Source organism: Paenibacillus xylanexedens (assembly GCF_007676705.1).
GTDB lineage: Bacteria > Bacillota > Bacilli > Paenibacillales > Paenibacillaceae > Paenibacillus > Paenibacillus xylanexedens_C.
The window spans coordinates 434,229-459,180 of sequence record NZ_VEBF01000003.1 but is presented as its reverse complement, the minus strand read 5'-3'; the positions used below and the strand labels follow the sequence as shown (position 1 = coordinate 459,180).

Sequence of the window (24,952 nt, the reverse complement as noted above, 5' to 3'; positions counted from 1 at the left end):
TTATCAATATTAGTGCTCAGAAAAACAGATGTCAACGAATTACCTCGCAATTTTTCTTGTTAGGTTATAAATAAATGAATTGACAGGTAAGCGTTACCATACTAGAATTCATTTTGTAACCTTAACGATAACTTAACGAATTTAAGAAAGGGGTCGAAACAATTGAGAAAAAACAAAGGTTGGATGATGTTGCTGACGATGCTGCTCATCACTTCGCTACTTGCTGCATGTTCATCCGGAGGTGGATCTTCGCAGGCAGGGGAGGAGATCAGTACAGATCCGGCAGATATCAAAGGTGAAATAACCGTTCTGACGCAACGGACAGATATTGTGGATACCGTGTTCAAAGACTATGCGGCAGAATTCAACAAGGAATACCCCGATGTAAAAGTAAACTTTCAGGCGCTGGCCGACTACGAAGGACAAGTGAAAATCCGTATGAGCACCAAGGATTATGGTGATGTACTGATGATTCCGACCAGTGTTCCGATCGCAGATATCCCGGACTTTTTCGAGCCGCTCGGCACGTACGATGAATTGAAAGACAAATACACCGCCATTGAAGAACGCATGGTGGATGGTCAGGTCTACGGTATCCCTACCGTGATTACGTTCTCCGGAATCATTTATAACAAACAGGTCTTCAAAGACGCAGGCATTATGGAAGTTCCAAAAACACCGGAGCAATTCCAGGCTGCGCTTCAACTGGTCAAAGACAATACAGATGCGGTTCCGCTTTACACCAACTATGCATCTGGTTGGGCTCTCACCCAATGGGAATCGGATCTGCCAACAGTTGCAGGCAGTGTGGATTACGTTAACGTGGACCAACCGAACACAGATGAGAACTTTGTGCCTGGTCAGCCGCACTACGAACTATATAAGGTGCTCTATGATGCAGCCAAGAACGGTCTAATCGAGAAAGATCCAACGACAACCGACTGGGAAAGCTCCAAAGCGGATCTCGCCAAAGGCAAAATTGCTACGATGGCACTGGGCTCTTGGGCGATCACACAGATCCAAGGGATGACGGATACTCCGGACGACATCGGATTCTTACCTTTCCCAACCAATGCAAGTGAGGTTGTGGTTCCGCTCTCCGCCGACTATAACATCGGCATGAACGTGAACAGTGAGAACAAACCTGCTGCCAAAGCCTGGATTGACTGGTTCCTGGCGAAATCGAACTACGCAGTTGAACAGGGCGGCGGTATGGATGCAGACAAGAATGCTGAATTGCCACCGATTTTGGATCAATATAAAGATGTGAAATTCGCCACGCTTACACCTGCCAAAGAAGGTCAGGAAGGTCTGGTCGACAAGATTGATAACGAAGGTGAAATCGGTCTCTGGCAGCCTGACTTCAAGAAACGCATTATCGAAGCAGGTATTGGGAACCGCAAGGAATCGTATGACGACATCATGAAAGATCTGAACGACAAGTGGGTAAAAGCAAGAGCGGAACTCACGAAATAACGAGAATGACCTAAGTGAATCTGGCGGTAAACGGACTGCGGAGGGCATGTAAGTCCATGTATAAACGGAGCATCTGGTACTCGGAAGCATGATGCCAGATGCTCTTCCTCGGCAGTTGTTCCGCCAGAATTCCATTGGACGGGAGTCTTTCGATATATAGGCGGGAGAACCGCTTGGAGGTGTGGAGAGCATGAAGTACTTAAAACTTTCGAATTGGGGCTACTCAGCGCAACGCATATTTATCATCTGTGCCTTCTCAATTATTCCGCTGGCGTTGCTGTTCACGTTTGCATACTTACCAGTCATCAACATGTTCAAATACAGTTTCACCGATTGGAACGGATACAGTAAAAGGTTCGATTATGTTGGCTTTGAGAACTACACGCGCATATTCAGTGATCCCGAATATTTCAAAGTATTTATTGTCAGCTTGTACTACTTCGTGGCTACGTTCTTACAGATGGGCTTGGCGCTTTACTTTGCCACGATTCTGAGTTTCAAAGTTCGAGGCAAAAACTTCTTCAAAGGCATACTGTTCTTCCCTTATTTGCTGAATGGGGTAGCCATCGGTTTTATCTTCCTCTTTTTCTTCAAACCGGACGGTACACTCGATATGCTCATGCATGCTGTAGGGCTGGGACAATACACGCAGCTCTGGCTCGGTAACCCGAATATTATTAACGTGTCACTCGCAGGTGCCTCGGTATGGAGATACATGGGCTTCAACTTTATCATTTTCCTGGGTGCAATCTCCTCCATTCCGAAGGATGTGTATGAAGCATCCGATATTGATGGTGCCAATCGCTGGCAGCAATTCCGCCACATCATCCTGCCAAGCATTACACGCATCCTGCAGCTCAACCTGATCTTGGCGATTAGCGGCGCAATTAGTGCGTTCGATATTCCATATATCATGACCGATGGTTCCAACGGCAGTATGACATTTGTAATCCAGACGGTTCATTTGGCGTTTAAATATGGCAAGCTGGGACTGGCATCCGCCATGGCTGTGGTGCTGCTCTTGATCGTTATTCTCGTTACGCTCGTTCAGCGCGTCACCATGAAAGGGGAGGAATGAACGTGAACCAATTCAAATACACCCTTGCGAGCGTGGTTAAATATGCTTCCCTGGTTCTTGCGGCGTTTATCGCGCTGTTACCCATCGTGGTCATCCTGTTTGCATCTCTCAAAACCAATGCAGAATACGCTACCAGCAGCCCGCTTGCCCCGCCAGCCAACTGGCTGAACTTTGCGAATTATACGAAGGCTTTTGTGGATGGCAACATGCTGGTCGGATTCAAAAATACGATTATTATCCTGATCATCTCCATTATAGGTGCAACCTTAACGGGTTCCATGATCGCGTATGTGCTGGATCGTTTCAAATTCAAAGGCAAGAAAATCATGGTCGCTGCATTCCTGCTCGCTACCCTGATTCCAAGTGTTACGACGCAGGTTGCCACATTCCAGATCATCAACGCCCTCGACCTGTTCAACACGCGCTGGGCAGCCATTGTAATGTACCTGGGTACAGATATCATCGCGGTTTATATTTTCCTGCAGTTCCTGGGTTCCATCTCAAGTGCACTGGATGAATCCGCCATGCTGGATGGCGCTTCGTACTTCACGATCTACTGGAAAATCATTCTACCACTGCTGAAGCCGGCCATTGTAACGGTCATTATCGTGAAGGGTGTGAACATCTATAACGATTTCTACACACCGTTCCTGTACATGCCGAAGACCGATCTACAGGTCATATCCACCGCCTTGTTCAAATTCAAGGGACCGTTCGGATCGCAGTGGGAAGTGATCAGCGCCGGCATCATGATCGCCATTATTCCAACGATGATCATCTTCCTGCTACTACAGAAGTACATCTACAACGGCTTCGCGCAAGGCTCCGTTAAATAAAAAAACACGAAAGGCTATATGAAATGCATATGAGAATACACAGAAACGAAGAGGACAGAAAAAAGCTGGGGAAACGGAGGGGGCGCTAAAAGCTTTCTGAAAGAAAGCTCGCTCCGTAAGCATACGCTATCCCCGGATTTCCCCCTTTCATAAGGGTATCAAAAAAATCTGGGGATAACGGCGATCGGAAGGTTGTTCTGTCATCAAAGTGGTCTAGTGTAATTTTAGTATTCATTTCATAAAGCCTAACCGAAGGGAGAAATGAAAATGTCAGTTGCCGAAACGAAAAACGTACACATTGTTGGGGACGCTTTGCCGAATATGCCGTGGGAGAACAAACCGGAGGGAACGGAAGGCCCGGTATGGAGACACTCGGCGAATCCAGTGGTTCCGCGTAATCCGGTCAAAGGCGTTGCCCGCATTTTTAACAGTGCCGTTGTACCGTATGAAGGGAAATTCATTGGGGTATTCCGTGCTGAAACCGTTAATGGCCGTCCGCACCTTCACATGGGAGCGAGTAAGGACGGTTTGGAGTGGACGATTGAGGAAGAGCGCATTGCATTTGTAGATGAGAATGGCGATCCGTTTATGCCGAATTATGCGTACGATCCACGTTTGGTCAAAGTCGAGGATACGTATTACATCATCTGGTGTACAGACTTCTACGGCGCAGCACTGGGCCTGGCCAAAACAGATGACTTCAAAACGTTTGTCCGCCTCGAAAATCCAATGCTGCCATTCAACCGTAATGGCGTATTGTTCCCGCGCAAAATCAAGGATAACTATGTGATGTTGTCCAGACCAAGTGACAGTGGACATACCCCATTCGGAGACATTTTCCTGAGCGAAAGCCCGGATCTTGTGTACTGGGGCAAGCACCGTCATGTGATGAGCAAAGGCGGTCAGGGCTGGTGGCAATCGGTCAAAATTGGTGGCGGTCCTGCTCCGATCGAAACGTCCGAAGGCTGGCTGATGTTCTACCACGGCGTCACTGGGACCTGTAACGGATTGGTATATAGCATGGGTGCGGTTATTCTGGATCTGGATGAACCATCCAAAGTGAAATATCGCTCCTCCAACTTCGTGCTGACACCGGAAAAATGGTACGAGGAGCAAGGCTTCGTTGATAACGTCATCTTCCCATGCGCAACGTTGCATGATGCAGAAACTGGGCATATCGCTATCTATTACGGCGCTGCCGACACATATGTTGGCGTGGCTTACACCACCATCGAAGAGATCGTGAACTATGTGATCGAGACGGACGAAGTCATCGCCGGAGACCATGAAGAGGGCAAGCTGTAATTGAAGTGAAATTGCAGAACCAATCTGAAGAATCGAAGTGGTCGCATAACGGCGATCGGAAGATGGTCCTGCAATCGTAGTGGAAGTGTATATATTCGGTCATTGAATTTACATTAAGTGAACAGGAACACTGGGGAGCAATGCATATGGATTATATTAAGGGATTTACATTTGGCTGGATGAGTGGCAAGGGTGACTTCCGCAAGCCGAAGGCCAAAGAATCCTTGCGCCTGATGGCCGAACGTACAGGCAGTTCACATGTTATTTTTGCACTGGCGGCACATCAGGATCATCCGCAGGCGGTAGAGGTCAAGTATCGGGGTGAACATCTGATCGAGGATGATGAACTGGTCGACATGATGCGATATGCCCGTACACTCGGGCTGCGTGTCATTCTGAAACCAACCGTCAACTGCACCGATGGCACATGGCGTGCACATATTAACTTTTTTGATATCGATGTGCCGTGTGAGCCGAAGTGGAAGGATTGGTTCCGCAGCTACACGGCATTTCAGAAGCATTATGCAGCGATTGCAGAGCAGGAAAAGTGTGAGATGTTCATTGTAGGTTGTGAGATGGTGCAATCCGAGCGTCGGGATCAAGAGTGGCGCGAGGTGATCGCCGGTGTGCGTGAAGTGTATACTGGGCTGGTGTCATACAACACAGACAAGTATCAGGAAGGCCATGTGAAGTGGTGGGATGCTGTGGACGTGATCTCTTCCAGTGGGTATTACCCCATCGGAGATTGGGAGGCACAGCTGGATCGAATTGAGCAGGCGATTGCTCCCTATGGCAAACCCTTTTTCTTCGCGGAAGCAGGCTGTCCCAGCCGCAGTGGATCGGCCCAGGTTCCAAACGATTGGGGGCTGGAAGGCGAAGTAAGCGCGGAGGAACAGGAGCGTTTCTATGAGGCGATGTTCCGGCATGTCAGTCAGCGTGACTGGGTTCGCGGATTCGGTCTGTGGGATTGGAGTGCACATCTGCACGCGGAGAAGGATGCGCTGACCGATGACGGATATGGGGTGTATGGTAAGCCCGCGGAGAAGGTTATTCGTCGGTTCTATGAAGGCATCACTGTAGAAATGTAAACGAGAAACAAGAAGGTATATGTGAAGATGAATCTCAGTGATATATCTGCATATGTACTTTCGTGATTTCCATGCTGTGAGCAAGGAATAGCAGTTTATGGTGGAGCTTATTTTTCCAGTTGTAATTCATTTTCAGATCAAGAAGCCTTTCCTCCCACAGGAAAGGTTTTTTGGCTATTTTAGTAACAACACATACCATGTCGAATTTTGTTGACAAAAGGAGGGCTCCTGCCTATTCTTAATGGATGAATATGATAATCATTATCATGAAATAGAGAAAAGGGGTTCAACATCCATGTCTGTACAACATCGCAAATCTTCGGCTCTCACATTGGCAACTATGCTCTTGTTGCTATTGGTTATCGTGGGCTGCAGCAATACAGGAAGTGCAGATCAATCCTCATCTGCTGCTTCGGATCAAACTTCTACGAAGTCGATTACGATGTCATGGCCACGTGATATCGGTACAATGAATCCGCATACGTATAATCCTTCGCAATTATTTGCTCAATCCATGCTCTATGAGCCGCTGATCAGTTACCAGAAGGACGGAAAACTGGAACCTGCCCTGGCAGAATCATGGACCATCTCCGATGACGGCAAAGTATATACATTCAAGCTTCGCCAAGGTGTGAAATTCTCAGATGGTACGCCATTTAATGCTGAGATTGTGAAAAAGAATTTTGATGCTGTTATGAAAAATAAAGATACACATAGCTGGCTGGGCATTGTAGGCGTGCTCGACAAGACGGAGGTTGTGGACGATCAGACTTTCCGGTTGACACTCACAGAGCCGTATTATCCGGTCTTGCAGGATTTATCTGTAGTTCGTCCTTTCCGCTTCCTGGGTGAAGCTGGATTCCCGGATGACGGAGATACTTCCCAAGGCATCAAAGAGCCGGTTGGAACGGGCCCGTGGATGCTGGCTGAATACAAGCAGGACGAATATGCCGTCTTCAAGCGTAACCCGAATTATTGGGGAACAGCACCGAAAGTAGATCAGATTACGGTTAAGATCATTCCTGATGGGGAGACCCGTGTCCTTGCTTTTGAAAAAGGTGATCTCGACCTGATCTACGGTGAAGGTGTGATCAGCCTGGATGCATTCCAACAACTTCGTGACAACGATGAGTATGTAACCCAATTGTCTGATCCTGTGGGAACTCGCAGTCTGTTGCTGAACTCTTCCAATCCGAAGATGTCCGATGTCAGAGTACGGATGGCGCTCCAGCAAGGATTCAACAAAAAGGCGATGGTGGAAGGCGTCACTTCCGGTTTGGAAGAACCAGCCGATACCGTATTGTCCAAAAACTATCCGTACACTAATGTAGACTTGGAACCGATCACGTATGACGTGGAGAAATCCAAAGCTTTACTGGATGAAGCGGGCTGGAAGCTGCCTGCAGGTGGCACGGTTCGTGAGAAAGACGGTCAGCAGCTTGATTTTGAGATGATTTTTGACAAGACGGACCCGATTCAGAAAGCAATGGCTGAGACCATTCAGGCGGAATGGAGCGAGCTTGGGGTTAAGGTGAACCTCACTGGACTGGAACTGACTGTACAGATCAAGCGTTTGAAAGCCAATGATTTCGACCTGTATTTCTGGTACAACTATGGTGCGCCATATGATCCACATTCCTTCATTAATGTTGTAGCAAGCCCTGGATTCGGGATTTCCGAGACCTTGAGTGCGTTGCCGATGAAAAAGGAACTGGACGATCAAGTACATGCAGCCCTGTCATCCACAGACGAGACGAAACGCCAAGAGCTATATGGCTCCATCCTGAAAACACTTCAGGAGCAATCGGCGATCGTACCGATCTCTTATATTAAGAAAACGGCTGTATATCAGAAGAAAATCTCCAACTTTATTTTCCCGGCGAACCGTGATGAAAATCCGTTTGTGGGCATTGAATTGGGAAATTATTAAGTAATGACTTTGAGAGTGGTAAGGTCATGTAGCTTGATAAAAGGGAGGAACGTTTGGTGATCGGTTATATTGGTAAACGAATGATCGCGATCATTCCTATCGTTTTTATCGCTACACTTGTGACCTTTGCGCTTATTCATATATCGCCGGTTGATCCGGCCGAGGCTTATCTGACAGCCGCTCATATCTATCCAACACCGGAGCTGCTTGCGCAAAAGCGGCATGAGTTCGGTCTGGATCAGCCTATGTTAACCCAATATGTGCATACGATTCAGAAGATTGCCAAGCTCGACTTCGGCACCTCATATCTCACCAATAAACCTGTATGGGATGAAGTGAAATTAAGGCTTCCCGCTACGGCTGAACTAGCCTTCTGGAGTATATTGTTATCGGCTTTGGTGAGTATTCCTTTGGGAATACTGGCGGCGGTGTATAAGAATAGCTGGATTGACATGGTCAGCCGTGCGATTTCCTATTTTGGAGCATCTATTCCGCAGTTCTGGCTCGGTTACCTGCTGATCTTCTTTTTCTCAGTGAAGCTGGACTGGCTGCCTGTGGAGGGGCGTGGATCGTGGGAGAATCTGGTTCTGCCTACGATTACACTCTCCTTGATTCTTATTGCGGTCTACACCCGATTGTTGCGTTCCAGTGTACTGGAGCAATTGCAGGAGACATATGTACAGTACGCGAGAACACGCGGGATTCGCGAACGAGTCATTATGCTGAAACATGTCCTGAAAATCGCCATATCGCCCCTCATTACGGGGATGGGGATGAGTATGGGCAAGCTGCTCACAGGCACCATTATTGTGGAGCAAGTGTTTTCCTGGCCTGGGTTCGGACGATACTTTGTCGATGCAATATTTAATCGGGATATCCCCGTAATACAATGTTATGTCTTTCTTGCGGCATGCCTGTTCATCGTATGCAATCTGCTCGTTGATCTGGTGCAGCTCGTTATGGACCCACGGATTTCAGCGAAAGGACGGGCAGAACATTGATAAACAAATGGCGTGCGGTATGTAAAGGACAGAGAGCCATCCAGATATGCTCGGTAATCATATTGCTTTTCTTCATGGTAGCGTTATTAGCCCCATGGATTACTCCTCATGACCCTGTGAAGGTGAATCTGTTACAGAAGCTGGCGAGTCCATCGCTTGAGCATTGGCTTGGAACGGATCATCTGGGACGCGACAATCTCACCAGGCTGATGTATGGCGCGCGGGTGTCGCTCGGATTTGCTACCCTGATCTTTCTGTCTTCTTTGCTCATAGGTGTCATTATGGGTTCGATCTCCGGTTACCTTGGTGGCTGGGTGGACAGTCTGCTGATGCGCTTGTGTGAAGGCATTATGGCGTTTCCGAATCTGGTGCTTGTGCTGGGTATTGTGGGGATCTTTGGTCCAGGTCTGATGCAGGTGCTTCTGGCCCTCATGATGGTACAGTGGGTGTATTATGCACGTATCTGCCGGAATATGGTCGTTAGTCTGAAGGAACGGAACTTCATCGCAGCGGCGCGGATTAGCGGCTCCTCTTCGTGGACGATTATCCGCAGACATATCATTCCCAACGTGCAGCGTCCCATTGTTGTGATGGGCACGCTGGAGATGGGCTGGGCGATTATGGATATATCTGCGTTGTCCTTCCTCGGACTCGGTATTCAACCGCCGAATGCAGAATGGGGCGCCATGATTCATGAAGGAACGGGTTATATTCGCAGTCATCCGGAGTTAATGATCTACCCGGGTGCATTGATTCTGCTGGTGGTCATTACGTTCAACATTTTGGGAGAAGCGTTATCCGAGCGTTATGGCATTGCAAAAAGGTAGTGGTTCGGAATCGAAAGCATATGGAGGTGAATGTAACGATGGATGATGCAGCGAAAGTACTCGAAGTTCGTGGTCTGCAAGTGAATCTTAGAACAGCGGAGGGTTCAGTCCCGTTACTGGAGCCCATTGATCTTGAATTAAAAAAAGGTCGTGTCTTCGGCTTGGTTGGCGAGAGTGGTAGCGGCAAGACCGTTACGTGTAATGCGCTGCTCCATCTGCTTGATCCGCGCAGGATGGAAGTGTCGGGCAGCATACGTCTGAATGGACGTGAGCTTGGCTCGTTGTCAGGTGAGGAGATGCGACGCATCCGGGGCAAGGACATCGGATTTATTATGCAGAACCCGATGAATGCTTTTACACCCGTATATACGATCGGATCTCAATTCATTGAAACTTTGCGTACGCATTCGGGAATATCCAAAGCAGCGGCCCGAGAGCGGGCTATTGCTGCCTTGGCAGATATGAACCTGCCCGAGCCGGCCAAACTGATGAAGCGATATCCATTCCAACTGAGTGGGGGCATGTTGCAGCGGGTGATGATCGCCATATCGATGTGCCTGCGACCGGCCTTGGTTATTGCTGATGAACCAACGACGGCGCTGGATGTCGTGAATCAGTTGAAGGTGCTTCAGGAATTGGATCGGCTACGTACGAAGTATGGCACATCCATCTTGCTCATCTCCCACGATCTGGGCGTGATCTCGCAAATGGCGGATGAAGTCGCGGTTATGCAGAAGGGACGAATTGTAGAGCAGGCGGATGTGTATCAACTGTTTGATCACCCGCAGCATGAATATACACGGATGTTGTTAAATGCCAGGCCCAGTATGTTTTTGGGACGATAGGAAGTTAGCGACTAATAAAGAGTGGAATCGTTAGTGAATGTAAGTGTAGAACTGGTGTGAGCTCTGTTTGAAGCGGGTAGCGCAGGGGTGGGATGGACATGATGATGTGTAATTTCGTCTTCTTCGGAGATTGCTTCTGCCAAGTACAAGAGAGGAGGATGACCTGATGCTTCAGGTACGTGAAGTAAGCCATAGCTATAGCAAACGCAATTGGCTGGATCGTTCGGGAGCGCGTCCTCCTGTGCTGGCAGACATTTCACTTACGATTGAAAAGGGTGTTTGTCTGGGACTGTTGGGTACCAGCGGAGCAGGTAAAAGTACCTTGGGGAAAATCATACTTGGGCTGGAGAAGCCCAGCCAGGGTAAGGTTTTGTTTCAGGGTCAGGATATCTATCGATCCAGCAAACCAGTGCTCAAGGGATTACGACGTGATCTGCAGGTCGTGTTCCAGGACTGTTATTCGGCTGTGAATCCGCTTATGACTGCCGCGCAGATCATTGGGGAGCCGCTGGATAATTACGAGCGTTTGTCGGCAAAAGAACAACTTCGTGTGGTTGGACAACTGCTTGAGCAGGTTGGACTTACACCTGAGGATGGGAGCAAGCTTCCGCACCAGTTCAGCGGTGGGCAATTACAGCGAGTCAACATCGCACGAGCCATTGCGCTCAAGCCGAAGTTAATCGTACTGGACGAGTCGATCAGCAGCCTGGATATGGTGCACCAGACACAAATCCTATCCTTGCTGGCGGAGCTCAGAGCGTCGTACGGGTTGTCGTACCTTTTTATCACGCATGATATTCGGGCCGCCATGACGATCTGTGACCGCATTGCGGTAATGGATCAGGGCAGGATTGTCTATAGCGGTGATGCGGGGGATTCGGTGATGCAGTCGGATCACCCGGCTGTGCAGCAGCTGGTTACATCTATTTTGCCTGAGCATCCATCGGGTCGTATTTCGTTTGGGTAAATAACGTGTGCAAGGTTCGTTAGACTATAACGAACGCAAAAAAAAGGGGTGTCCCGTCTTGAACATGACGCAGGGACATCCCCTTTTTTGTTTTGTTTAGGATTAGGCAATTTTCTGTCTTACCCCATCTTCCGCCCAAGCTGCTCGATCTTATCCAGCCAATGCTTTCTTTGTTCATCCGACTTTTTCCCCACTTGATCTACCGTTGTTATACGCACAGGTTTGATGCCTGTCAGTCCAAATGTGGAGATTTTCATCATCTTGTGTGCGGGCTCACCCTGGAACCATTTGAAGTACCAGCTCGGACCATCCATCGTGGTGATCATGCGGGCGGTGCGGCCTTTGAGTAGTTGATCCGGGAAAGGTTTTCCTTTCTGATACTTGAAGGCATAACCTGGCATGAAGATCCGGTCAATGAAACCTTTCAGCAGGGCAGGCGGTCCTCCCCACCAGATTGGGAATACCCATACGAGATGCTCGGCCCACTTGATCGCTTCTTGGGCTTGCAGCAAATCTGGTTCGAGTGGAAGTTTATTGCGATATCCTCCTTCCAGATTCATATTAAACGCCAACTCGTTCAGGGTGATCATGCGGACGTCGGCACCAGCTTGCACCGCACCTTTGCGGTACGCCTCGGCGATTGCGCCGTTGTAACTGGGGGAGACGGGATTGCCTTGAATAATTAATATTTTCTTCATCGAAGATGACACGTCCTGACTATTTTAGTTAATGAACACTAACCTCATGTGCAAAAAGAAAAGGTCACGTATGACCCGGTAATCCATCTGTATATCCTGAAGGTATGTTGACGCTCTCTTTTTATAACGTGTAGCTCCGACCCTTTTTTGGTGTTCTGCGAGGTCAGAATGGCTACCACTCTCCCTCGCTACTCTTGGGGTACCTGTCCCAACATTGATGCAAGACGATGAACAGTCTCGCCCGTATAAGGTACCAACAGCTCCGGTAGCTCACCTTGCATACTGGAGACCGCCATACGTGTAATCGCACCGATAATCAGCACGGCCGTGAGCCTCGAATCCTGCTGAGGCAGTTCACCCCGCATGATTCCCTGATCGATCAGATCCATTAACGCATCCAATGGCTGACGGTAATCCTCGCTGCTTCCAGCTTCAATGAATATTTCGTGATTTTGTGAAATCAGCAGCAGCCCGTAGGGATCTTCATCATGCAGATGGAGAACCTCGGTAACCAGTTGCTTGAAGCGTTCCAGCACGGGACCTTCCCGGCGAACATACCCGTCAATCAATGCAGTATAGTCGACACAGTATTGAGTGAAGGCTTCCAGGGCAACGGCATCTTTGTTTTTAAAATGTTTGTAGATCGCCGCATCGGTTACTCCGGCGGCGTCACCGATCTCTTTGACGGATATGCCGTCAACGCCTTTGGTTGCGAACAAGCGCATCGCCGCTTGTACGATATCTTTCTTTTTGCTATCCACATGAGGTTTGTTCTTCATGATTGTATAGTAAGTGATTACTAACCAAAATGCAAGGAGCACTTTTGAATTCTCTGACTTGATACATCGAATAAGCGCTTACGACCAAAGCTTGCAGGCTTGTGAGCGGCAACGTATGATGGATAGAAATCATAACATGAGGATACGAAAAGTAGGGAGAACGATATGGATGGTGGGTAGCGTGTATGAAGAGAAGGATGCACACAGCTGGGTGACGCCTGAAGGAATGCTGAATGATCAATATATAACCAATCGAGAACCGTTGTATAAAGGAATGAACGGACGATATGTAGAGCGATTCACTGTTCCTACCGGTGGGAGATATATTTTCAAACCGCTGACGAATTCTGCGCAGCATGGACGGGAACGATGGATGTACGAGCGTGTGATGTCTGTTCTACCGCCGTTCTATCCACAGCTTATTGCTGCGTCTGACCTTACAATTGCACCAGCACAGAGCTGGATGATCTACGAGGATCTGGGGCAGCTTGTGCATGATTCGCAAGAAGCGACGATGCTCGGCGCAGCGGCACATATGGCAGCGTGGCATGCATTGCCTGTTACGGATTGGAGCGAGCTGCCTCGCGTGGGCCAGAAACCGTCCATTCGCACGATGTTGGATGAGTTGCAAATGCAGAAGCAATCTACCGTTGATCTGTTGGCCAGACTGGACATGCAGCTGTCCGCATCGGATTGGGACAAGATCGCTAGGTTGATCCTTACAGCTGAGGAGCAACTTCCAACCGTTTTGTGTCACGGAGACCTGCATCCAGGTAACATGGCGGAAGTGGACGGCAGGCTGGTCATCTTGGACTGGGAGCATGCCCATCTGAATACGCCGCTGTGGGATGTATACCATCTGGTGGATCTCTCGCATCCGCTGTTCCCCAGAACGGTTACGCCTGCCCTGCGAGAGCGGGTTATGGATGTTTATTTGGACAAACTGGGGAGCTTGGGCGTACAGATTGAACGGGTTCTTTTTACAGGATGGTACGATGCCTATGCTATTGTATTTTCGCTCTGGATGCTGCGTTTGATTGACAGTGATCTGAGGAGTGAGGGATGTGTGTGGCCGAAGGAGCAGCTGCGAAGCCAATGGCACGAGACGGCAGCGACGCTGGAACAGTGCATGAAGCACATGCGTGAGGAATAGAAATGAGGGGTGAGAAGCTTGCGTAAAGTCGGACTTGTTATGCGTAAAATTCAATTTACAGAAGCTCAGGGGCCACGCGTATTTGCGGATCGGCTGAAGCAGATTGGTCTGGAGTTGGGTGTTGATATCGTGTTCATCTCGCCGGAGCGTCATGTCAGCGGATATGACTGGTTGCCCGGTTACGAGCATGAGAAAGGCGACCTGGTGAATTACGATATCGTGCTGGATCAGATTCATAGCCAAAATATAGAACATGTCATCTACACCGTGTCCGGGTTTACGTTTTTGAAGATGTTCTTACCGAAGAGCGTGTTGTTCCCGCATAGTTTCCCCGATCCCGCGCTGACGGGATATGAGATGATGAAGCCATTTTATACGATGGTGGATAAAGCCATTGTACAGACGGAGTTTTTGAAAACAGAGCTGGGTCGCAATTTCGGTGTACATGACGTGAACGTCATCCCGATTGGCTTTAGCGAAGAGCTGGCGAACCGGCACTATGACCCGAGTCAGGTTGTGCATAATCGTGTGCTCTGGATCGGTCGGGATGAGGCGAACCGTCGCCCTGACCTGGTCCTGGAATATGCCCGGCAGAACCCGGACAAGGAAGTGTATATGGTGTTCGGCGGTGTGCGCTATCAGGAAACCATGAAGAAGTACGACATTCCTGCCAATGTGAAGCTGAAGTTTGCGCTCACGCAGGATGAGATATTTACGTTGATGAACTCATCCAAGGTGTATTGGAACTGTTCGGCCTTTGATACGTTTGGGATGCCGCTGACGGAAGCGATGGCGATGGGTAAAATGGTCGTGAAACCGGAGCACGCGTGTTACGGACACATTCGATCCACGCATGCCTTTGCAGGCAATGAGGACAATTGGTTTGAACTGGTGAACATGGCTGCGGCAGCACCGCGCAGTGTGTCAGAAGACAACCGGGAGTATGCGTTTGGTGCTTTTTCGCGGACGAAGATGAAAGAAGGATACCGGAACTTTTTCTCGGATTGGTTGAAGTAAAGGCAAGTCTGTAACAAAGGGCTTGATCCATCCAGCAACAGGAGGGGAACCTTATGGAAGTACTGATCATGTGGACATTGGGAATGTGGGCGGTGCAGCTGCTGATTGAATGGCTTATCTATCGGTTGCAAGGACGGCGAATGACGTGGGTTCAATATATATTGCCATGTGTGGCCTTGCTTGGCGGTGCCGTTGTAATCATGATCAGCATCAATATTGGCGGATGGAATGGCATCGGATATGCTCTGCTCGGTGTGTCACTCGGTACCGCGGGAATGTTAACACTCATTACGGTGGCGATCAGGGATGTGGTGCTTCGGCGACGGGGCAGAAATTAATCAGAGCAGTAGCTACTGTACAGTACGGATGAATTGGGCGATGGGATGGTTGCAGGAACGCATCCGTCTGTGATATATTGACATTAATTATGACAAGGGAGGTGAAGACAGGTGAATCACGAGATGCTTAACAACCGTATTAGCCAGCTGCCGATTGCTATGGCTGGCATTGTTCATACTTTTCTGACCAACGGGAGAAGTCTGTCCAATTTTGAATATACGGAAGTTAACATTTGCGAGAAGATGCCTGCCTTGACCTCATTCGGACGATAAGCGATATTGCTTGAATTCTGAAGGGCCGCGGAGCTAACCTCCTGCGGCTCTTTTTGTGTTGCGGTCAGGATCTTCCAACCTATAGGAGGAACCTTATTATGATGATGATTAGCGCGCAACAACTGACTCAATACCACGGAGCACATCTGGTGCTGGACGGCATTACGTTTGAAATTATGGAAGGTGATAAAGTCGCCCTGATCGGCCGCAACGGAAGCGGCAAGACAACACTTATGCGCCTGATGGCAAGGCTGAACAAGCCGGACGAGGGTCAATTAATGATAAAGAAAGATACACGAATGGGATATGTGGCACAAGTTCCGGAAGGACTGGATGACCATACCGTTCTGGATGTATTGAGTCTTGGATTCAAGGAGCTCATGGTATGTTCCACGCAAATGAAGGAAATGGAGCAGCAGATGTCCGATCCGGCATGCGCAGCAGACCCTAGTCAATTGGAGCGCCTGCTGAAACGTTATGCAGCCCTGCAAGATCAGTTCGAGCGTGAGGGTGGATACGAAATGGATGCCCGGATCGATCAGGTGGCGGACGGTCTGGATATTGACAAGGCGCATTATGGTTGGCGCTTCGGTTCCCTGTCCGGTGGGGAGCAGACTCGGGTAGTGCTGGCTTCACAGTTAATCGTAAGGCCCGACCTGTTATTGCTGGATGAGCCGACGAACCATCTCGATCTGGAGCGGGTCGAGTGGCTGGAAGGATATTTGCGAGAGTACACGGGAACCATTGTCCTGATCTCGCATGATCGCTATTTTCTGGATCGGGTCGTGAATCGAACACTGGAGCTGGAGGATGGCGAAGCAGAAACGTCTGCTGGCGGTTATACGGAATATATGAAAGTGAAGGAACAACGGCTGTTGCAGCAATTCGAGGAGTTTAAAGAGCAGCAGAAGGTTATCAAAAAAATGAAAGAAACGATCCGCCAACTGGAGGAATGGGGTCGTGTGGGCGGCAATGAAAAGTTCTTCAGACGGGCGGCTTCGATGCGTAAAGCAATCGAGCGGATGGAACAGGTGAAGCGTCCTGTGCTGGAGCGCCGCAATGCCGAGTTCGATGTGCGCCCTACGGATCGAACGGGTAAACGGGTAGCGGTATTGGAACAGGTCGAGAAGAGCTATGGTGAGCGTGAAATCCTGCGCGGAATCTCGGGTCTGCTGGAATATGGGGATAAAATTGCACTCATTGGCCGCAATGGTTCCGGCAAGACGACCCTATTCAAGCTGTTGCTTGGTGACGAGCAACCCAATGCTGGCAAGCTGGAGTGGGGGGCGCGTGTGGATGTCGGGTATCTGGCTCAACAGGAGGAACCCACGAATCCGAAGCTGAATGTACTTGAATACTTCCGTCTGGAAGCGGGTGTGGAGGAAGGCGAGGCTCGCGGGATTCTGGCCCGATATCTGTTCTATGGAGCGGATGTATTCCGCTCTGTCGGGCAATTATCTGGCGGGGAATGGACGCGCCTGCGGCTGGCTCTGCTGGTTCAACGCAAACCCAATGTACTGCTGCTCGATGAGCCGACCAACCATCTGGATGTCGCATCCAGAGAAGCGCTGGAAGAATCCTTGGTTGATTTTGAAGGAACCGTACTTGCCATCTCGCATGATCGGTATTTCGTCAATCGCCTCGCTTCCCGTGTCTGGGAACTGGAGGACGGACAGATGACCGCTTATCTGGGAGACTATGAGGCGTATCGTGAGAAGAAGCTTGATATGCAAGCTCGTGCAGCGGCGACAGGTCAAGTTACAGCAGGAGCGGGAGTTTCTTCTCGTGGGAATGCCAAGTCAGAGATGAAGTCAGGTTTAACGTCCGCGCCCGGCGGGACTGCCAGATCAGGGAAGCAACCAGAAGCAACCTCGACATTGAACGGTTCCACTGTTGCGGCTACCGATGGAAGTCGTGATCATGAAGTTTCCACAGGATCAAGCAAGGCGTTGACTCCTTCGGCAGTAACTGCATCGAATCATAGAAGTAGCAACGGCAATATACTGTCTGCGGAGAAGCTGGAGAAGACCCTTGCTCGTCTTGAGGCAGAGATTCAGGTGCTGGATCAACAGTTGGAAATGGTACAGAACAATCCGCTTGAACTGGAACAAATCTGGAATGACCGGGAGCAATTGTCCACTGAATACAATGATGTATTGGCCCAGTGGGCTGAGTTATAAGTCAGAATAGTATGAGCATAAGATTGAACAAGCGAGGTCGGAGAGTCTTCTCCGGCCTTTTTGCACCTGGGATACATACCAAACGCGGAACCTGCGTGCTAGCCAAGCAAGCGTTAAATCACGAATGTAGCATCATCGACGACGCCTCGAACAGTAGCTTCTTTACATGTCATGGTGAATAGAATCAATTTCATAACTCACTAAAAATGGAGTTTTGTAACTAGACATAGACAAATTAAACCATTTTGATCTATGTCTAGCCTTGATTTGAAGCAGCTAAAGGTACTATGAAATTGATTCACTAGTGTAACTTTTTTCCTTCTGATGCGTTAAATACGTTTGTATGAATTGAAACGGCTCACCTAAGAGCTCGCAAAAAAGGGAGGTTATCGGTATCTATTATTCATTGACGTATCGGAGTTGGTCAGATGATCGACAGGCGGAGACAGGGGTGCTGGAACAGACTTCAGTCACGCGTGATGAACTATTCATGCGCAAACTGGTGGATGCTACCCTGATGAAAAACAAACTCTGGGCACATCTGTCCAATGAATGCCAGGATGGGCGGGAACATGCAGTATACGTGACGGCATATGACCAACAGATGCCGGATGAGTACGGTGCAGCCATTGCGGATGCTGCGCTGGCGATGTGCAAAATGTCTTCCATGTACAGCGCAGAGTATATGCTGTGGAATGGAAGTTCGTTTCAGGAGTTGGAGCTCACAGCGTCATCCACCTATACGATGGAGCTTGCCGAGCAACTGCTGGACCATTACATGGTCCGCAGTGGCAAGACGTATGAGTTCCTGTATTCCGTGCTGGATGCGGATCGCAAGAAAGTATTGTTTTATATGAAAGAGGTGGATCTGTGATGAGTGACCAAGAGCGGGGGCAAGCATCCAAACCCGGATCAAAAGCGAAGCTGGTTGCTTTCTCCCTGATGCTGGCGGTTCCTGCCGTGTTATCCGGTTGTGGCAGCAACAATGATGAATGTGACCCGGAGTATGATACCGGATGTGAATATGATTCCAGTAGCGGACACTATTACTACGGCGGGTCGTCGTATCGAAGCAACAAGGACAGTAACAGCTCCTATAGCAAATCCAAGTCCAAATCAAGCGGCTTCGGTAGCTTCTTCCGCAGTTCGGGAGGATAACCGGATGAGGCAAGTGGTTCAACTGCCCTCTAGTCACGAAGAGGTATTTCAGGGTGAAGCAGGACAACAGATCCCATATCATCGAATGTACGGGAAGCAGTATTGTGTGCCTGCATTGACGGTCTATTCTCCCTTGGAGATGCAGGAGCTGCGTGCGGCAGCGGAGGCGGTAGACGGCATTTACTGTAAAGTGATGCGATTTATCCAGCAATATATGCCGGATTCATTTTTAGAGCATCAGCTCGGTATCCATCCGGGGCTTATTCCGACGGCACGTATGGAGATGGTGACTGGAGGCATTACCCGTCAGGATTGGATTATTGGAGATGCTGGGCCGAAGTGTATTGAAAATAATACGGACACCCCTACGGGTATACCGGAGGCTGCTGCACTGGAGGATATCCTGGTTGGTCTAACTGAGGATGCTGCGTTCACTGCGCCATCTGCCAAGATGGATGCACGTATTCGGGCGTGTTTCAAAATGTGGCTGGAATTCTATGCAGAGCAGGGATTGCAGGGTCCGGTGACGTTTACTTCTTTTGGCGAACATATCGAAGATCGAACGAATACGGAATACCTGATGAGACGCTGTCAGGAAGCCGGATACGATGTCTTCTATGCCCCATTGGAGGAACTGGAGATTGTTCCTGGGGAGGCGCTTTACCATCAGGGTCGGGAGATCAACCTGCTATACCGTCTCTATCCGCTGGAGTATCTAATCGATGATCGGGATGAGACGACAGGCGTGGAGATTGGTGCTGCGCTGCTTGATCTTGTACGGGAGGGACGACTAGGCCTGATGAATCCGGTTCAGCATGTACTGATGCAGAGCAAAGGCTTCATGGCGGCAATCTGGTCGCTCTACGAGCGTAACGAGCAAACCCCGGATTATTGCGGGTTTACCCTCTTTGATGAAGCGGAAATGGACGTGATTTCCCGATATCTGCTGCCCACCTATTTTTCGGCAGAGCCTTTCGAGCTGAATGCCATACCGTATGTATCCAAAAGTTATTGGGGACGCGAGGGCAGAGGTACTCTTTTGCTGGATGGAAGTGCAGTTCAGGAGGAAGAGTCGGCTCACGATTCAACCCTGAGGGTGAAAGACCAAGCCAAAGAGGATGAAGAGGAAATTACAGCTTATTACGAAAATCAGCCCAAAATCTATCAGCAGCTGGTTCCGATGGAACAGGTTGTGATCGAGACGGAAGCTGGAGCGTACAGCGGCTATCTGCTTACAGGGGTGTTTGTTATCGGTGGGCGTTTGGCTGGGTTGCTACCACGGGTCGGGGAGAAAGTAACCGGAGATATGGCCTATTATTGTGCGGCTACGGTTCGTGAACGGATGAATGATGAGGAGGAGAAGGAATGGAGAACTTGGGATTGAACTTGCTGAATGTTGCGGTGGGTGTAGGCATTCTGCTGGTGGTATTGGTGTGTGGATATTTCGCTTTTAGCAAATTGACCCGGTATAACGATAGTGAAGAAATCGCCAAAGGTAACGAGGCGGCAGGCATGTATATGGGCAGCAAATTGCTGGGACTGTGTATTATCGTAGGAATGGTGTCTTTCTCGACGCATTCGTGGCTGGATATGCTGCTGTGGTCGGCGCTTGGAATTATTGTGTTGTGCCTGGTCTATATTATATTTGATTTCCTGATTCCGAAAATGCGGGTGTGTGACGAAATTGCACGAGGCAATATGGCGGTAGCACAGCTGCTGCGTTCGATTATCATCGGCGTTTCCATCGTCATCGGTACGTTTTTGATGTAAAATAAGACATAGGGATTAACGATAATTTAGAATGAATATAGTGTTTACACGTAAACGAAGAGGACAGAAAAAATCTGGAGAAGCGAAGCGTTCGCTTGAAAGCTTCCTGAAAGGAAGCTGCATCGTAAGCATAAGCTATCATCGGATTTTTACCTTTGAGAGAAGGTATATAAAAAAATCCGAGGGTAACAGCGATCATAAGATTGTTCTGTACGCAGAGTTATTAAGTGTAATGTTGTATTTTTGTTCTAAATGAATATCAGACGGAAGAAGGAGCGCGGCATCATGAGAAGAGTCATCATCGATACAGATACAGCAGGAGACGATACGATTGCGATCCTGACGGCATTGCACCACTTTCAGGTGGAAGGCATCACGATTACGGGCGGTAACGTACAATTCGACCAGGAAGTTGAAAATGCCCTGTACACGGTACAGGTTGCTGGACATGGCGGCAAGGTGCCTGTATATAAAGGTTGCGAGCGTCCGCTAATGGCCTATGGAAAGGCTCAGCACCGCACAGTGGAAGATGTGCATGGCGATGACGGCATGGGCGGCGCGCATTTTCCCAAGGCGGATCAACGTCCCGAGAGCGGGCACGCGGTTGATTTTATCATTGAGAAGGTGCACGCACATCCAGGTGAAATTGAGCTGCTGGCGATTGCCCCGCTGACTAATATTGCAATGGCGATCCAGAAGGACCCCACAATTATTCCGGAGATTGCTCACCTGTATATCATGGGCGGAACGAATAATGCACTGGGCAATATCACACCGGCGGCGGAATATAACTTCTACGTGGACCCGGAAGCAGCGAAAATTGTACTGCATGCCGGCATTCCAATCACGATGGTAGGCTGGGAGATGTGCACGCAATATTCAGTCATGGACGATGATGATCATGCAGAAATTGCAGCTCTCGGTACATCTGGTGCTGATTTCTTCACAGCCATTAACAAAGTGGTTATGCAGTTCAACAAGTCGGTACATAAGCTGAATGGCACCACTCATCCCGATACGTTGCTGATGGCTGTAGCTGCGGATGAATCCATCATGACCAAGTCAGGTCAATATTATGTGGATGTGGAAGCGGCAGGAGAGCTGACACGTGGATACAGTGTGGTCGATATCAACGGACGTTTTGGCAAAGAGCCCAATGTGCGTGTATGTGAGGGCATTGACCGGCCCAAATTCAAATCCATGCTGCTGGATGTTCTCTCAGCCATCCAATAAACGCAGTAATTAAACTGCAGGAACAAGAAAAAATCCGTGCCTTTTCCAGGTACGGATTTTTTTGCTCATTTTAATCTAACCTTGCTGCAACAAAAACGAACGGATGCCAGTCGTGACCAGATCATGGTCTTCCTCATCAGGCAAACCCGATATTGTAATGGTGCCGACCTGTCCCTCATTTTCCAGAATCAGCGGGAAAGCCCCTCCAGCCAGGACATAATCAGATGCAGGCAGATTGAAGTCTTGCTCAAGGGTCTGGCCCTCGTTTCTAAGGCGTAGGGCTGTATGCCAAGAGCTAGAGGAGAAATGATTGACTACATTGTTCTTGCGGCGAATCAAATCTTCGTTATCGGGATGAGTGCCTTCCATGGCGTGCAAAAAGAGGCGATGTCCCTTCAGGGTGATATCAATGGTTACGGCTTGTGAACGACGTTTCGCTTCCTCGACCAGATGCAGGCCAAGTCTAAGCGCCGTTTCAGAATCAAATGTGCTGAATACCAAGTCCTTTTCTTCCTGCTGCATTTCCTTTAATTTCTCTGTCATGGTCAGGTTCAAATTACAGGCAGCCCCTTTACATATATGATTGATGTCTACATTCGACATGGATTGGTGTAGTCCCTTCTCGATGAAGTCTGAACGAGGTTAGTAGATTTTTTATGCAAGTTAAAGAGCGCTCATTTGGAGACCATACATCGGCTGTGTTAAAGTGAAGGGAACCTAATATACAAAACTCTTAAAGTTAAAATAATTTGTCGTTCAGTAGGCAGGAGGAGAGGCACGATGCTGTTTTATTTTGTAGCACTGCTGGTAACTTTGGTTGATCAGGGAACCAAAATCGCAGTGAGGATGTATATGGAAGTCGGTGACGTGATGAGACTGGGTGACTCCGGCATGCAATTGCAGCATTACGAGAATAGCGGAATGGCTGGCAGTCTGTTTCAAGGGAATGCGCGTCTCTTTGGCGTGATCGCTGTTTTGTTCATAGCAGGTATGCTGTATTACCGCAGAAAAGGTGAGATTCGCGGTTTCTGGATGCAAGCTGGCGCTGGTTTTATGGTTGGCGGAGCCTTGGGAAATGCGATCGATCGATTTATCTATGCCAGGGTAACGGATTTCCTCGTGTTTCCGTCAGGGCGGGGGATTCTGAATTTCGCCGATGTCGCGATTAATGTGGGTGTGGTCATGATCATTATTGGCATGCTGATTCGTGCATTTCAGAGTTATCGGGCCAAGCGTTTACGCAATGCTTTGCCGAAGGTTGAGCGTTCGTAATAGGTTGGATAAATACGTTACAGTGGCTAAATATAAGCTTAATAAATGAGGGACATTGGATATCATCCAGTGTCCTTTTTGTTATGCCCGATTCGGGTCATGGGAAGAACTGCCTTGATTCAATTTTACCGAAACCGTTTTAGAAATAATAAAGGCTTATATCATCCATTCAGATTGAAGTTAGTTTGGAAGGATTAACCAAATGGTTATTTCACCAATTGAATGGGTAAATCTTTACGTATATAAAGTGAAACTAAGATATACACGAACACGGAGAGTGCAGAACCAATCTGAAGAAGCGTAGCTAAAAGCTTTCTGAAAGAAAGCTGCTTCGAAAGCATACGCTAAAACCGGATTTTCCCTTTGAGGAAGGGAATCGAAAAAATCTGGGGATAACAACGATCGGAAGATGGTACTGCAATCGGAGTGACAGCGTGTAAATCACATTAGTTCAATTTATTAAGCTGAGGGAGGTACAACATGAGAACAACGCTTACCAAGGCTCTCGGGACAATGTTGCTGTGTGGAATGATGGCTGTACTTCTATCTTCCTGTACCAGTGGGGATAGTGCGAATGGCAAAGTGCAGATTGAATTTTTCCAGAACAAACCTGAAGCCAAAACAACCTTTGATGAATTGATAAAGACGTTCAACGCGGAGCATGACGATATTCAGGTGACACAGGTGAATCCGCCCGATGCAGAGACGGTATTGAAGACGCGTGTCGTCAAAAATGATATCCCGGATATTATGGCCATGGGGGCAACCGACACCTACTCCATTTTGGCTCAGAGTGATATTTTCACCAATTTGACGGACAGTTCATTACTCCAGACGATTGATCCGAACTACATACAAATGCTGAAGGATCTCACAGGCATGGATGAAGTGACAGGTATTCCTTACGCGACTAATGCAAACGGCATCATGTACAACAAAACGCTGTTTAAGGAAATGGGATTGGACGTGCCCAAGACGTGGGATGAACTTATCGCGACCGCCCAAAAGATTAAAGATGCAGGTGAGATTCCATTTTACTTCACATACAAGGATGACTGGCAGACGAGCCTGCCCTTCAATGCACTTGGCTCCAATCTGGTCGGTATTGATTTCTACCAAGAGCGGCGCGATAACAAAGTGACGTTCAAGGAGGAATACCGCGAAGTAGCTGAGAAGCAGCTGGAACTCATGAAGTACGGTCACGGCGATAACTTTGGTAAAGCCTATTCGGATGGTAACCGTGCTTTTGCTAACGGTGAAGCCTTCATGTACATCCAGGGAACCTGGGCCATCTCGGAGATTCGCAAAGCGAACCCGAATGTTGACATCGGTTTCTTCCCATTCCCAACGGGCAACGATGCAAGCGAGATCAAGCTGGTGAACGGGATCGACTCCCTGTTTACCATTGCAGCGGACACGCCTAATCGCGAGCAGGCAGAGACGTTTATTGCGTTTCTGTTAGATCCTGAAAATATCGGAAGATACATTGACGAACAGACGCTGTTCTCTGCGGTAGAAGACGTGAAGCAGGATGATCCTGCCGTACAGGAATTGATGCCATACATTGAGCAGGGCAAGGTCATTGACTTTGCCGATCACTATATACCGGCTGCCGTGCAGCTGAATTCCATCGTACAGTCCTTTTTGCAGAACCAAAACATCGACAACTATCTAGATACACTCGACAAAGAATGGGACAAGGTCGCGAACCGGCGTTAAGCCTTGTCT

At 48.7% G+C, this 24,952-nt stretch carries 25 protein-coding genes; 22 read left to right on the top strand and 3 right to left on the bottom strand.

All coding sequences use genetic code 11. The features are described from left to right. The first annotated feature begins 162 nt into the window (after window positions 1-162). The 10 genes from FS628_RS19905 to nikE all read left to right on the top strand — a co-directional run bounded on the left by FS628_RS19905 (window position 163) and on the right by nikE (window position 11,353). Window positions 163-1,476, top strand: a complete 1,314-nt coding sequence (locus FS628_RS19905) for an ABC transporter substrate-binding protein (RefSeq protein ID WP_145324779.1) — start codon at window positions 163-165, stop codon at window positions 1,474-1,476. 190 nt (window positions 1,477-1,666) lie between these two features. Next, the gene (locus tag FS628_RS19900; protein ID WP_017691677.1) at window positions 1,667-2,554 is read left to right on the top strand and encodes a carbohydrate ABC transporter permease; all 888 of its coding nucleotides are present in this window, start codon (window positions 1,667-1,669) and stop codon (window positions 2,552-2,554) included. Beyond that, on the top strand, window positions 2,551-3,390 hold the full coding sequence (locus tag FS628_RS19895) for a carbohydrate ABC transporter permease (RefSeq protein ID WP_145324778.1): 840 nt from the start codon (window positions 2,551-2,553) through the stop codon (window positions 3,388-3,390). The genes FS628_RS19900 and FS628_RS19895 overlap by 4 nt, the downstream gene beginning before the upstream one ends. 267 nt (window positions 3,391-3,657) lie before the next feature. Further along, window positions 3,658-4,695: a glycoside hydrolase family 130 protein gene (locus FS628_RS19890; RefSeq protein WP_186327888.1), complete on the top strand. Its 1,038-nt coding sequence runs from the start codon at window positions 3,658-3,660 to the stop codon at window positions 4,693-4,695. A gap of 146 nt (window positions 4,696-4,841) precedes the next feature. Further along, on the top strand, window positions 4,842-5,783 hold the full coding sequence (locus FS628_RS19885) for a glycoside hydrolase family 113 (protein ID WP_145324776.1): 942 nt from the start codon (window positions 4,842-4,844) through the stop codon (window positions 5,781-5,783). A 295-nt stretch (window positions 5,784-6,078) separates the two neighbouring features. Further along, window positions 6,079-7,713: a nickel ABC transporter substrate-binding protein gene (gene nikA / locus FS628_RS19880; RefSeq protein ID WP_145324775.1), complete on the top strand. Its 1,635-nt coding sequence runs from the start codon at window positions 6,079-6,081 to the stop codon at window positions 7,711-7,713. A 56-nt stretch (window positions 7,714-7,769) separates the two neighbouring features. Next, window positions 7,770-8,714 (top strand): nickel ABC transporter permease subunit NikB, encoded by a 945-nt coding sequence (nikB, locus tag FS628_RS19875; RefSeq protein ID WP_145324774.1) that lies wholly within the window; start codon window positions 7,770-7,772, stop codon window positions 8,712-8,714. Further along, window positions 8,711-9,541, top strand: coding sequence for a nickel ABC transporter permease subunit NikC (nikC, locus tag FS628_RS19870; RefSeq protein ID WP_145324773.1), 831 nt, complete (start codon window positions 8,711-8,713; stop codon window positions 9,539-9,541). The genes nikB and nikC overlap by 4 nt, the downstream gene beginning before the upstream one ends. Before the next feature lie 38 nt (window positions 9,542-9,579). After that, window positions 9,580-10,386 carry a nickel import ATP-binding protein NikD gene (gene nikD, locus FS628_RS19865; protein ID WP_145324772.1) on the top strand — a complete coding sequence of 269 codons (807 nt, stop codon included), beginning with the start codon at window positions 9,580-9,582 and terminating at the stop codon, window positions 10,384-10,386. A gap of 166 nt (window positions 10,387-10,552) precedes the next feature. After that, window positions 10,553-11,353 (top strand): nickel import ATP-binding protein NikE, encoded by an 801-nt coding sequence (nikE, locus tag FS628_RS19860; RefSeq protein WP_145324771.1) that lies wholly within the window; start codon window positions 10,553-10,555, stop codon window positions 11,351-11,353. A 119-nt stretch (window positions 11,354-11,472) separates the two neighbouring features. Here the strand turns inward: nikE and FS628_RS19855 are convergent, their stop codons facing one another. Both FS628_RS19855 and FS628_RS19850 read right to left on the bottom strand, forming a co-directional pair. Beyond that, window positions 11,473-12,051, bottom strand: a complete 579-nt coding sequence (locus FS628_RS19855) for an NAD(P)H-dependent oxidoreductase (protein WP_145324770.1) — start codon at window positions 12,049-12,051, stop codon at window positions 11,473-11,475. Between the two features lie 188 nt (window positions 12,052-12,239). After that, the gene (locus FS628_RS19850; protein WP_145325015.1) at window positions 12,240-12,830 is read right to left on the bottom strand and encodes a TetR/AcrR family transcriptional regulator; all 591 of its coding nucleotides are present in this window, start codon (window positions 12,828-12,830) and stop codon (window positions 12,240-12,242) included. 169 nt (window positions 12,831-12,999) lie between these two features. Here FS628_RS19850 and FS628_RS19845 point away from each other — a divergent pair, with 169 nt between their 5' ends. From FS628_RS19845 to FS628_RS19805, 10 genes are all read left to right on the top strand, one after another. Next, the gene (locus tag FS628_RS19845) at window positions 13,000-13,983 is read left to right on the top strand and encodes a phosphotransferase family protein (protein ID WP_145324769.1); all 984 of its coding nucleotides are present in this window, start codon (window positions 13,000-13,002) and stop codon (window positions 13,981-13,983) included. A gap of 18 nt (window positions 13,984-14,001) precedes the next feature. Next, on the top strand, window positions 14,002-15,000 hold the full coding sequence (locus FS628_RS19840; RefSeq protein WP_145324768.1) for a glycosyltransferase: 999 nt from the start codon (window positions 14,002-14,004) through the stop codon (window positions 14,998-15,000). 53 nt (window positions 15,001-15,053) lie between these two features. Continuing rightward, entirely contained in the window at window positions 15,054-15,338 is a 285-nt protein-coding gene (locus FS628_RS19835) for a YesK family protein (RefSeq protein ID WP_145324767.1), read from the top strand. Between the two features lie 111 nt (window positions 15,339-15,449). Continuing rightward, entirely contained in the window at window positions 15,450-15,611 is a 162-nt protein-coding gene (locus FS628_RS31445; RefSeq protein ID WP_017691697.1) for a hypothetical protein, read from the top strand. A gap of 98 nt (window positions 15,612-15,709) precedes the next feature. Continuing rightward, window positions 15,710-17,791: a ribosomal protection-like ABC-F family protein gene (abc-f, locus tag FS628_RS19830; RefSeq protein WP_145324766.1), complete on the top strand. Its 2,082-nt coding sequence runs from the start codon at window positions 15,710-15,712 to the stop codon at window positions 17,789-17,791. A gap of 406 nt (window positions 17,792-18,197) precedes the next feature. Beyond that, window positions 18,198-18,665, top strand: a complete 468-nt coding sequence (locus FS628_RS19825; RefSeq protein ID WP_145324765.1) for a hypothetical protein — start codon at window positions 18,198-18,200, stop codon at window positions 18,663-18,665. Further along, window positions 18,665-18,949: a hypothetical protein gene (locus FS628_RS19820; RefSeq protein ID WP_036671603.1), complete on the top strand. Its 285-nt coding sequence runs from the start codon at window positions 18,665-18,667 to the stop codon at window positions 18,947-18,949. The genes FS628_RS19825 and FS628_RS19820 overlap by 1 nt, the downstream gene beginning before the upstream one ends. 4 nt (window positions 18,950-18,953) lie before the next feature. Further along, window positions 18,954-20,333 carry a glutathionylspermidine synthase family protein gene (locus tag FS628_RS19815; RefSeq protein WP_145324764.1) on the top strand — a complete coding sequence of 460 codons (1,380 nt, stop codon included), beginning with the start codon at window positions 18,954-18,956 and terminating at the stop codon, window positions 20,331-20,333. Further along, window positions 20,315-20,719 carry a DUF350 domain-containing protein gene (locus FS628_RS19810; protein WP_145324763.1) on the top strand — a complete coding sequence of 135 codons (405 nt, stop codon included), beginning with the start codon at window positions 20,315-20,317 and terminating at the stop codon, window positions 20,717-20,719. The genes FS628_RS19815 and FS628_RS19810 overlap by 19 nt, the downstream gene beginning before the upstream one ends. Before the next feature lie 285 nt (window positions 20,720-21,004). After that, entirely contained in the window at window positions 21,005-21,952 is a 948-nt protein-coding gene (locus FS628_RS19805) for a nucleoside hydrolase (protein ID WP_145324762.1), read from the top strand. Between the two features lie 75 nt (window positions 21,953-22,027). On the opposite strand, the gene FS628_RS19800 is transcribed toward FS628_RS19805, so the two are convergent. Then, window positions 22,028-22,495, bottom strand: coding sequence for a heme-degrading domain-containing protein (locus tag FS628_RS19800; protein ID WP_145325014.1), 468 nt, complete (start codon window positions 22,493-22,495; stop codon window positions 22,028-22,030). Between the two features lie 237 nt (window positions 22,496-22,732). Here FS628_RS19800 and lspA point away from each other — a divergent pair, with 237 nt between their 5' ends. Together lspA and FS628_RS19790 are read left to right on the top strand one after the other, a co-directional pair. Further along, entirely contained in the window at window positions 22,733-23,224 is a 492-nt protein-coding gene (gene lspA, locus FS628_RS19795; protein WP_145324761.1) for a signal peptidase II, read from the top strand. A 528-nt stretch (window positions 23,225-23,752) separates the two neighbouring features. Next, complete coding sequence (locus FS628_RS19790; RefSeq protein WP_440131300.1) at window positions 23,753-24,943, top strand: ABC transporter substrate-binding protein; 1,191 nt, start codon at window positions 23,753-23,755, stop codon at window positions 24,941-24,943. Window positions 24,944-24,952 lie beyond the last annotated feature (9 nt).

Bases quoted from the DNA above. Each gene is read 5' to 3' on its own strand.
- FS628_RS19900 (WP_017691677.1), top strand. From the start codon at position 1,667: ATGAAGTACTTAAAACTTTCGAATTGGGGCTACTCAGCGCAACGCATA.
- FS628_RS19895 (WP_145324778.1), top strand. From the start codon at position 2,551: ATGAACGTGAACCAATTCAAATACACCCTTGCGAGCGTGGTTAAATAT.
- FS628_RS19890 (WP_186327888.1), top strand. From the start codon at position 3,658: ATGTCAGTTGCCGAAACGAAAAACGTACACATTGTTGGGGACGCTTTG.
- FS628_RS19885 (WP_145324776.1), top strand. From the start codon at position 4,842: ATGGATTATATTAAGGGATTTACATTTGGCTGGATGAGTGGCAAGGGT.
- nikA (WP_145324775.1), top strand. From the start codon at position 6,079: ATGTCTGTACAACATCGCAAATCTTCGGCTCTCACATTGGCAACTATG.
- nikD (WP_145324772.1), top strand. From the start codon at position 9,580: ATGGATGATGCAGCGAAAGTACTCGAAGTTCGTGGTCTGCAAGTGAAT.
- nikE (WP_145324771.1), top strand. From the start codon at position 10,553: ATGCTTCAGGTACGTGAAGTAAGCCATAGCTATAGCAAACGCAATTGG.
- FS628_RS19855 (WP_145324770.1), bottom strand. From the start codon at position 12,051: ATGAAGAAAATATTAATTATTCAAGGCAATCCCGTCTCCCCCAGTTAC.
- FS628_RS19850 (WP_145325015.1), bottom strand. From the start codon at position 12,830: ATGAAGAACAAACCTCATGTGGATAGCAAAAAGAAAGATATCGTACAA.
- FS628_RS19845 (WP_145324769.1), top strand. From the start codon at position 13,000: ATGGTGGGTAGCGTGTATGAAGAGAAGGATGCACACAGCTGGGTGACG.
- FS628_RS19835 (WP_145324767.1), top strand. From the start codon at position 15,054: ATGGAAGTACTGATCATGTGGACATTGGGAATGTGGGCGGTGCAGCTG.
- abc-f (WP_145324766.1), top strand. From the start codon at position 15,710: ATGATGATGATTAGCGCGCAACAACTGACTCAATACCACGGAGCACAT.
- FS628_RS19820 (WP_036671603.1), top strand. From the start codon at position 18,665: ATGAGTGACCAAGAGCGGGGGCAAGCATCCAAACCCGGATCAAAAGCG.
- FS628_RS19815 (WP_145324764.1), top strand. From the start codon at position 18,954: ATGAGGCAAGTGGTTCAACTGCCCTCTAGTCACGAAGAGGTATTTCAG.
- FS628_RS19810 (WP_145324763.1), top strand. From the start codon at position 20,315: ATGGAGAACTTGGGATTGAACTTGCTGAATGTTGCGGTGGGTGTAGGC.
- FS628_RS19805 (WP_145324762.1), top strand. From the start codon at position 21,005: ATGAGAAGAGTCATCATCGATACAGATACAGCAGGAGACGATACGATT.
- FS628_RS19800 (WP_145325014.1), bottom strand. From the start codon at position 22,495: ATGACAGAGAAATTAAAGGAAATGCAGCAGGAAGAAAAGGACTTGGTA.
- lspA (WP_145324761.1), top strand. From the start codon at position 22,733: ATGCTGTTTTATTTTGTAGCACTGCTGGTAACTTTGGTTGATCAGGGA.
- FS628_RS19790 (WP_440131300.1), top strand. From the start codon at position 23,753: ATGATGGCTGTACTTCTATCTTCCTGTACCAGTGGGGATAGTGCGAAT.